Source organism: Salinivibrio sp. IB868, from assembly GCF_001995655.1.
Classification (GTDB): domain Bacteria; phylum Pseudomonadota; class Gammaproteobacteria; order Enterobacterales; family Vibrionaceae; genus Salinivibrio; species Salinivibrio siamensis.
Genome location: NZ_MUEW01000024.1, coordinates 1 through 9,582, shown reverse-complemented (window position 1 = coordinate 9,582; position 9,582 = coordinate 1). Strand labels below are relative to the sequence as shown.

General features: G+C 43.3%; 6 protein-coding genes. All 6 read right to left on the bottom strand.

Annotated elements, in window-relative coordinates; translation table 11 throughout:
• The coding region (locus BZG20_RS15790) for a hypothetical protein (RefSeq protein WP_077579600.1) at positions 1 to 1,042 on the bottom strand (1,042 nt) is incomplete at its 3' end.
• Positions 1,026 to 2,945 (bottom strand): hypothetical protein, encoded by a 1,920-nt coding sequence (locus tag BZG20_RS15785; protein ID WP_077579599.1) that lies wholly within the window; start codon positions 2,943 to 2,945, stop codon positions 1,026 to 1,028. The genes BZG20_RS15790 and BZG20_RS15785, both read right to left, overlap by 17 nt.
• An 80-nt stretch (positions 2,946 to 3,025) precedes the next feature.
• The gene (locus BZG20_RS15780) at positions 3,026 to 3,220 is read right to left on the bottom strand and encodes a hypothetical protein (protein WP_131825362.1); all 195 of its coding nucleotides are present in this window, start codon (positions 3,218 to 3,220) and stop codon (positions 3,026 to 3,028) included.
• Between the two features lie 1,502 nt (positions 3,221 to 4,722).
• Positions 4,723 to 8,397, bottom strand: a complete 3,675-nt coding sequence (locus BZG20_RS15765) for a LysM domain-containing protein (RefSeq protein ID WP_158010051.1) — start codon at positions 8,395 to 8,397, stop codon at positions 4,723 to 4,725.
• Between the two features lies 1 nt (position 8,398).
• Positions 8,399 to 8,908, bottom strand: coding sequence for a DUF4123 domain-containing protein (locus BZG20_RS15760; protein ID WP_158010050.1), 510 nt, complete (start codon positions 8,906 to 8,908; stop codon positions 8,399 to 8,401).
• A 4-nt stretch (positions 8,909 to 8,912) separates the two neighbouring features.
• Positions 8,913 to 9,582: type VI secretion system tip protein VgrG (locus BZG20_RS16030; protein WP_108744040.1), on the bottom strand; the 670-nt coding region annotated here is incomplete at its 5' end.

Below are 9,582 nucleotides of genomic sequence, written 5' to 3'. Positions count from 1 at the left end.
TATCACTATAGCCCTTGAAGAATTCAACGGTTGTTTCATCGAGTTTTAAATCAGTGTGATATCCTGCGACATATTCTTTCGCCTCTTTTCGAATATTTTCAAGCTGTTTTTCTGTCACCCTTTCTCCGGTAACTTTATCATAATACTTATGCATTCCTATATTTCGATCATATTCGAAATCAAAGAAGTTAATAGCACGACATCTATCGTTATTTCCGAGAAGACTATCAGCAGCGCTACAATAGAAATACGCGCGTTTAGAAGTTTTTTCATCTTTCGAGCCTATACTATACGTCCTCTTAAGACGTATTAACCCTACAGATGCGCTATATAAAGCGTAAGAATTTCGTTCTTTTATTCCATTTTCTATCGTACTAATCGCTTTTCTGATTTCTTCATTCTCTTCAAGTATATGAAACAATTTATAGGATGCTACGCCATCGCCATCTGAAGCCATCTTTCCCAAATACTCAACTCTCTTTTCTTCATTAAAAAAAGACCAGAATGAGGAGTCATAAAAGAAAGCGAAACCTTTATTCTCATATAACTTTCTTGCTATTTTCCCATATCGGTAGTCGCTATATATTGGAATGTACTGCCACCAGCTAGGGTCATGATATAAAAGGGCATACATTGCCTTTCCATCACCTTCTTCTGCGAGTTTCTCCCATCCCTCAATTGCTTTATCAACCCATTTTTCATCACACGGCCAGCCAAGATAATTACAATATGATGTCGTCACCTTTGGCATATGGGTACCTGCTAGTGTCGCCATTGCCCAAGGGTTACCACCTTCAGCAGCTTTTAATAGGCTCGACCCTGCGCCTAGCGTGCCTGATGTTTTAAATTGTGTATAGGCTAACCAGTAAGAGGCTTTAGCGTTACCTTTATCAGAAAGCGATTTAAAAACTTCATTTGCATCTTCATACTTTCCTTCATTTAGCAGAGATAATCCCTCTTGGACTGTTTCAGCTTTAGATGACGACGTTGAAAAAATAAAAAAACAAATAATAAAATAATCAACTTCATTGTTTTCTACCACCTACTAACTCGCGATATCCTTGTCTTTTAGCATAAGTGATACCTTCTTTGTCATCCCGGTTAACCACTATATATTCGTCTACTTTTTGATAAGCTGGAAGTATTATAATTCTTTTCAAAGGAGCCCAATCTTCCGTTAAAGAAGATACATTATTGACTAGAAGCTCCTTGCGACGAATTAAATCACGCTTGAAGTCTTGGTCTTTTATAAGATCCAATTTTTTATAGGATTCTTCCCAGAAACAGATAATTCTATCAATGTTTTCCGCATACTGTTGCCATTTCACCTCTTCGGGAAGCTCCATCTCAATCTCTTCTCCGACCCTTTGCATGACGTTCTCGAACTTTTTCTTGGCATTATCGCTTATCGGGTGGCTCTCTCCTCTTATCCATTCTAAAAGCTTGGTCATCGCAGCCACTTGGTTAAGATTACGCTCAGCAGCTTCTGCATCGTTACCCCAAAATCCTAAATCATGATAATGCAATAGAACCGAAAAGAGCTTGGCGTAGGTCTCAGCCGGCATTTTCTTGATCCAGTCTCGCTGACCGGATGTCTCAACGTCACTATTAATGAAGTTCGCCACAAAGGGGGCGTTCGTCGCCTCCAACGCTCGCTGCTCCATATCGCGAATAAGATGAAAAGGAAGCAGTGCAATTTGCGTCAGGGTAAGTTGATAGGCAACGGCCACTGTCAGTAGCCTGTTAAAAGCATAAAAGGCTTCACTGCCGTCACTTTCATGGAATAGGCCAAAGCGACTGAAGCTCGGGTGCTCCATCACATCTAACAGCCGTGAGATAAATTCATCGTAAGCAAGCGGGTCTAACTCAAACGCCAGCTTGCCAGAGAAACCGGCAATAGACGCGGCGCCAAAGTCGAAACGAAAAATTAAGCGGCCATTATCTAAGGTACATTGCAAGATAAGTTTGGCTCCAACGCCTAACTGCGCGGTGAGACGAGTGGCGAGCTTAAACAACTGTTTCATGTCCGAGCTACCCACATTTTTCCATAAGCATTCAAGACTGACTTGTCCACCTACCTCTGCACCAGCAAAGGCCGACACCTCAGTCTTTGCACCCGCCTTAATATTTCGCAGTTTACTATCATCTGCGAGTTCTAGGTCTTTCTTGCTTTCCAAACGTGTTGCAATAAAGGTTTGAGATGTCCGCAGGCCTGTGGCGCCTGTGGCACCATCTTGACCAAATCCAATCTCATTCGAGTATTTTATGCTTGCCGCTAACATACCGTGCACAACCGCTTCAATGTCGAAGCGAATGTCTCCTAAGCTCACTTCACGACGCTCATTGTCAACGGTGTAATAAGGAACTTTTAGATCGTACATGTTTTCAGCTGGAATGGAGAATTTTGTCGCTAATTGGCCGCTGGCGAAATCAAGCGACGCTCCCAGCTGCGTGTTCCCCACTAAGTTTAAGTTGACGCTTTCAGCTGCTGCCTGCGCTGAATATGTAAATCGCATAAATTGTGCGCCGCCGCTAACGTCCATCTTAACGGTGTTACCAAAAATCTCGGTTTGCTGGGTTCGCCACGGTAGCACATACTCATAGGCCTCATCTAAAGCGACCTCTCCCCCCACGTTGGCCAACGCAAACGTCTTTTTAATTTCCGCATCATTCCCCAAGGCGTCTCTTAACGCGTCCTTGAATCCCTCGGGCTTTATCACTCCTTGCCCTGTTGGTAGCGTGGGTTCATAAACTTGCGCACAACTTTGCTTATTCCTTGCTGGGTCATTATCTATAACCGCACATGTTGAGCGTATATACATCGCTTCGTTTGGCTTGGAAGTGAGTGCGCACTCAACAATTGTCGTATTCAACGCCATTGAGTCAGGCACAATTTGATTGTTCAAATTTTCTGGTGCCCAATCTTTGTGCTCATCCCAAAGCAATATGCGCTTTTTCTCTCGTACTTGCCCTATGAGGACCGAATCCTCCTGACCGTCTAGAATAGACGATTGAGTTCCTCTTATCAGCTTTCACTCCAAGGTATACCCCGTTGTAGTTTTAACATCACTTCATACATCTCATCATCAGGCCTCAGTGTACTTGATATGTAAGGATCATCGACAACTTTATCAATGTTCGCCTCAATGAGGTCTTTAAATAAAGGAATGTCATCTTCAGGGTTGATCGCCTTTTCTTTGCAACCGGAGAGGAAACTCATCGATATGCTTAAAAGTATAACTTGGATAATCGTTTTATGACTTATCATAGTGCTATGCCCAACAGGTAGTGATGTTTTGGCCGAGAGATAGCATAACGTTTTAAAGCTAAGAAATGCTACCGCCCAGCAAGTGTTATAACACTCACTGGGTGGTGAACATTTAGGATGTCAAATCAAAACGGCCAAGAAGTCTTGAAATTTTTAACGTACCAGTCTCAACTGAACAGAAAATCAACCTTGGCCCCAATTATCGATCCTAGTGAAGTAATCGATATAAATCATCGGTTTCATCTCAGCGATTTCTTTTTCTATATTACAAATGCTTTCATCGTAATCACTCTTATCTGGCCAGTCATCATAATAAATAAAATAACGACTATCCTTAAATATCTTTTCGTACAATAACGCATGACAATATTTTTCTTGATTATTTAGCTCATCACTTCTATCTAATGCCATTGATAAAAAGTAGTAACTGCCTCCTACTTTTTTCATTCTTTCGAATAATTCATCATTACTCTCTTCGTAGTACATTACTGTCCCCATAGCTGGGATGTAATTATTATTACTTGCAATCTTAAAAAGATCGAATGCTAATTTTTCTAGTTCTTTTGAACGAAAGATGACACCGTTATTTGTCTGCTTTTGCAATGAGTCGGTATAGTCCATCAATGGCTTATAGTAATGCGCCTCTGCAAATCGAATCACTTCTTTTATATACTCTTCACGCTTTTCTACTGATTCATCAAGACCTTGATCTTTTAACAAAAAATACTGAGCACGAAGATCGCCTTCCGCTGCGAGTTTTTTAAATCCCTCGACTGCTTTTTGGTAAATTTCCTCAGTGCAGTATTTATTTTCATAGGAGGTATCTAAGCCAAGATCTTTCGCTACTTTATTACCAAGACTACTCGAGCCTAGGTGTGCTCGACAGCGATAGCTTCTATTAGAAAGCCAATAAGCTGCATAANAATCCCTCGACTGCTTTTTGGTAAATTTCCTCAGTGCAGTATTTATTTTCATAGGAGGTATCTAAGCCAAGATCTTTCGCTACTTTATTACCAAGACTACTCGAGCCTAGGTGTGCTCGACAGCGATAGCTTCTATTAGAAAGCCAATAAGCTGCATAAGGATTTCCCTCGCTCATTAGCTTCGCTAGACGAGATACTGCGACACTTTTTTCTGAGATATCATTCAATGTTAATCGCGAATATAGAATCGTTGCATGAGCATTCCCTCTTCCTATCAGGCGGTTAAACCTATCTTCTTCTTCTTTGTTCCACGGCGTTCCTCGTTGTAGGTCAAGCAACACATCATACATTTCATTTTCAGGACGAACTGTGCTGGATATATAAGGATCATCGGCTACTTTATCGATGTTCCTTTCAATAAAGCTCTTAAATAAAGGGATATCATCTTCCGGGTTGATCGCCTTTTCTTTTTCCTTACAAGCACTGATAGCTATCACTACAAATAGCAGAAAAGCTATCTTTATAATATTTTTATAAACCAACATCTTTAAGGCTCCAATCAATTATTTTTTCATTTTTTTCGGGTACTAATGCGATATGTTTGTTATCTTCATCATTTTTATAGCTAGTTAGCTCAATTTCTACACCTCGTCTACTAGCATTAGCCACCACTGAACGCGCATAGGCACGATACTCTGTATGAGTGACAGGTTCGAGTCGTTTTGTATCAACCGTGTTTGTGTAACTAGTTAGTACCATTCTGCCACAGAGAATTTTTGAAGCTTGATCGAAGTCATTTCTAACTTTTTTCAATAAATCACTCTGTTGAACTGTTCCAGCAACCAAAAGAGTTCTATGAATAAACCTTGCTATTTTATACCAGCTCTCTCTGAACCCCTCCCACTGCTGAGGTTTATCAGCTCCTGCATGAAGGTCGGCCATCTCAATCAAAGCTTCTTTCCACTGTCGCTGACTCGCACATGGCCCATGCTCATCTTGGTTTGTTGTATCGTTACTCAACCATTCCATAATATTTAAAATTGCTTGAGCTTGGCGTCTATTTAAAAACTCAGCGCTGTCTTCTACACTGGTCTCCGTTTCTCTATCTAGCAACGTATCGAGTATAGTTTCAAGTAAAGAGGTCGTTTCCGTTTGCGTTTTTAATAGCGTATTCAAAAGATTAGCTAATGTTTGAGGCGGAATACTCATAACCCAAGGTTTCGCCTTCTCTGCCTTCTTTTTTTCTGTTAACTGTTCGGCTAAGAACGGAGCATATTCTTTGCTTATGACATTCTTTTTGTACGATGCCCACAGGTTCGGTGGCATGAGTAGTACTTTAGAAAAAGATAGACCCAAACCAATAGCTATCGTCGCGATGTCGTTAAGGGTATTAAAATCATCATTTATGCCGTTTTCATCTACATCACCAAACACAGATAAGCGGCGGAAGTTACTTTGCTTAAGTACGCCAAGTAGACAGTCGATAAAGTCATCACTATTGATCGCATTTAATTCGATGCCCAAGGTGCCCTTACACCCGCCTCCAACTACTAAGCGCGCAGATGCGATGACCACTAGGACGCCGGCCTGGAAAGCAATACGGAATTCACTGTGAAAGCCTGCGCCGTACGCGGCCGAAAATTCACCCTTAATCGTACCTAAGGTTTTAGGAACTCGAGCATTAGGTGCTACCCAGAAAACGTCCGCCCCCAAGGCACCGCCTACTTCTACTCCGACAAAGGCATCTACCGTTACACCTGCCTCCGCTGCAACCTGACTATTCACTAAGTCTTGTTGCGTTGCACCAGTCATATTCTCAACTCGATGGACGTTAGGGTCGAAAAGGGTAACGGTACTACCACGTACCCCTAGCCCATTATCTATGTCACTAGGACCGACAGTAACGCTACTCCCTAACTGACACGTCGCACCAACTAACCCATAGACTGAACCGGTTATACGTGCCATTAACGCGCCAACATCGTAGCTGTACTCATCACCCTTATCATCGGTATAGAAAAGCGTCACCGCATGACCCCTAGCTGATGACGCTGATGCATTTTCACCCAAGGTATTGTTTTGCTCACCCTCTGGTAACCACAGACAAATACTCATTTGTCCTTGCAAAAGCGCCAACTTAGCCGAAATATTGCCACTCGCCCCCACTTGGCGAGGATCTTTGATTAGGTCTGAATAGCCTGATAACGGAAGGTTAAGTGCTGATTCTCCCTTTGCTGTAAAACGAAGAAATTGTGCTCCTGCATCTTCCGCATAAGCAGGCTCGTTTAAACCCTCGATATTGCCTTCTTGAGCGTGGTAACTATCTTGCCAAAACACAGTGTCGAATTGAGATTGCGTTTTTAACGGGGCTATGCACACTTGGACACTTGTTTTTCTTAACTCTTTTAATGCATCAGTGACACTATTTACACCAACGATATTCCCCCCGCCTGTCTGAGGAGATGCAAACGTAATACGATCAGTAATGAAATCAACATGGCAAGCTGCTTTGGTATAGAATGGATCTGACTTATCGTAAGGCATATACCACTCTGGTCCACGCAGGTAAAAAACTTGCCCTGTGGATAAAAAACTGCACTCAACTGGCTGAATATCGCTGAGTCCCGCATCATTGACAAAGGCACTTACACCTTTTTTATTGGGCTGGTGATCTTTTCTATCCCACACTAATACAAGATCGGGTGCCAGATCTTTCCTTTCAGCATCGGCAAAAAAGAATCGAAGCTGGTTAGGGCCTTTTTGAGCCGTTTGTTTAGCCAAGATTTTTAAATGCTCTATTCTTTTTTGTGCTATCAACTTTATTGTTAATAGTTTATTAAAAAGCTTATCAAGCGGTGTGCCTTGGCTTTGACCCAGTATTTGATTCAAAGCATTTTGATGTTTGGTTATCGTCATGTCGATAAGGTGTATCAATGCCTTAGCTGGATAATACGACCACGCGGCTTTATTGACATCATTAACAAGGCTTTCAATGTTTAGGCTGTCATTTATTTCAGTGCTACCTGTTATCTCTTGGTATAAGCTATCAATCAGCTCAGTCTGCTCGATTGAAATTGGTTCTGGTGATGTCCGCCAGTCGTCTCCGCGGTTGCGTAATACTTGAGGTCCCGCCGCAACACCGACATCTCCCTCTAGTTGCTCCAACGTCAAACATTGCTCTTTAAAAACAATACCTTCTTGGTTGAGTAGCTTGAAACCGGGAAGAAAACCATCTTTCGCTAGCTCGTTAAGCTCACGTATCGCCGCTTGGTGTGGCCTTTTAGCCAGATCCAGACCATCGATATAGTCGTAAATAAGGTTACACGCTCTTTTAATCCGCTCTTCTCTTCGTGATGTGAAGTATTGGTGGTCTTCGCTAAATACAAACTTAGTCCCATCATCTGAATTAATGTTGCCAGCATTTCTTTCCGCTTCCTCTTCCAGCTCGGTAATACGTTCGTCAATGGCATTCAATATAAAAGTACGGACACGCTCTTCGACCAATTTGTCAAAATTTGCGTTGCCACTTCTGTCTTGAGGTGCAAGAGATTGAAACTTACCGCCATAATACAGTGCATTTCTTTCAGCATTTTCTCGTCGAGTCTCTTGCTGAACAATATCATCAAACGCTAAGTCAAGCTCCTCAAGTGCCTGGGTTAGAAACCCCTGAGGATCCGCAGATTTATAATAGGCTTTTGTTTGTACCACTAAACGCAGTGGCAGAAGGGTGGTATAGAGTTCCTTGTCTTCCTCATCCATAAACGCTTCATGAGGGCGTGTGGCAAACTTAGACATGATGCCAAGCTGATTGATATTTGCCAATGTGGTGCTGTAGTCGCCTTCAACAACGGCGTCCTGCATTAGGACTTTTTCTTCTTCGATAAGGTCCTTGGCCTCTTGTGTCACTGCGTACCAGCATTTTTCACCCGTCTTAGGATGCGCTGGCACATATAAGATGTCGACAAAATCAGCGATTTGACACTCTTGTTCCGTAGCAGGCGCTTCTGGTGCCTTTTTAAATGATTCGCGAGAGGCCTCCGTATCGGCAGGTTCCGGCAGCTCTATCTTTAACGTATCTCCAGCATAGATAAAGTCGGGATCTTTGATTTGCGTACTGTTCAGCTTGAGAAGATCCTCTTCGGAGACGTCAAACTTTTCAGCAATAAGACTTAAGCAGTCACCTTTCGTTATTTTGTATTCTTTCATGTCACACCCACTGCTTAAAAACAGAATCTTGTTGTTCGCCCTCCACGGGCGTGAATGGATTTGGCTTGTATAGGCACACAGGCACATCGTCTGAGTTAAACCAAAACACCCCTTTGCTAGGCCCCAAGCATTGCACGATATCGTCTGTATTGGCGTGTGCTAAAACGGCATCCCAAAGTCGTTGGCTTTGAAAGCGCAAACATAAAACTTGGCCAGCAACTTCTATCTTCAACATCGCTTGTAAGTGCGCAATAAAGTCATCTGCACAGGTTTTGTCATCCACTGCAAATATTACCGAGCTGGTATCAAAATAAGACAGTGTGCGCCATGTCTCGACGTTAGCGATATCCGCTCCCATATTCACCAAATAAGGGCTTTGCTCAAGCAGATAATCAAAGGGAGTGCCTGCATATAGGGGCAGAATTTGCTGGACACTAAAGTGTTCTTGAATCAGTTGCGCGGCATCACTGATCCTTACTGCATCAACGAGAAGCCAATAATGCGTTGCCATACACTTATCCCTCTTCCTGCAAACACGGACAATCTTGACGAGGGCATGAACCATCGAATTGTCGTTGACACAATTTCAGCACAGGAAGGTTTGCCACCGATGCCACTTTTAAGGTCGCAGGTGAAAGCTGCAGGGGTAAAGGATCGGGACTCTCTGGCGACTCCACCCCAAATGGCAGGGCGGCGACTTTGCCGGCATAGCCACTGCCTGCACCAGGGCTGCCGCCTGAGTTGAGGTTAATCGCAGGGCCCACAAGGTGGACACCGCCGCCATCAATGCTGACAAAACTGCCGCCGGCTTTGACGGTGATGCTACTTCCCGCCTCAATCACTGCTTTTTGACCGGCTTTGATGTGAATTTCGTTACTGGCGTCATTCACCCATACTTGGCCAGCTTTGACATGCAGCGAGCCGTCGACAATCAGGGTTTGGTCTTGTTGAGTGTACTGGCGACTCTCTCCCTCCACGGTATGATGCGCATTGCCCATCACACGATGAAATTGGTCGTTGTGTACTTGATGGTGGTTGTCATGACCTATCTCGGTCACGCGGTCGTTTTCTACCTCGGTGTGCCAGTCTTTTTGCGCGTGTAAATACACTTGCTCACTGCCCGATTGGTCTTCGAACGTCAGCTCGTTATAGCCCTCACCTTGATGACTCTCGCTGCGCCAAACC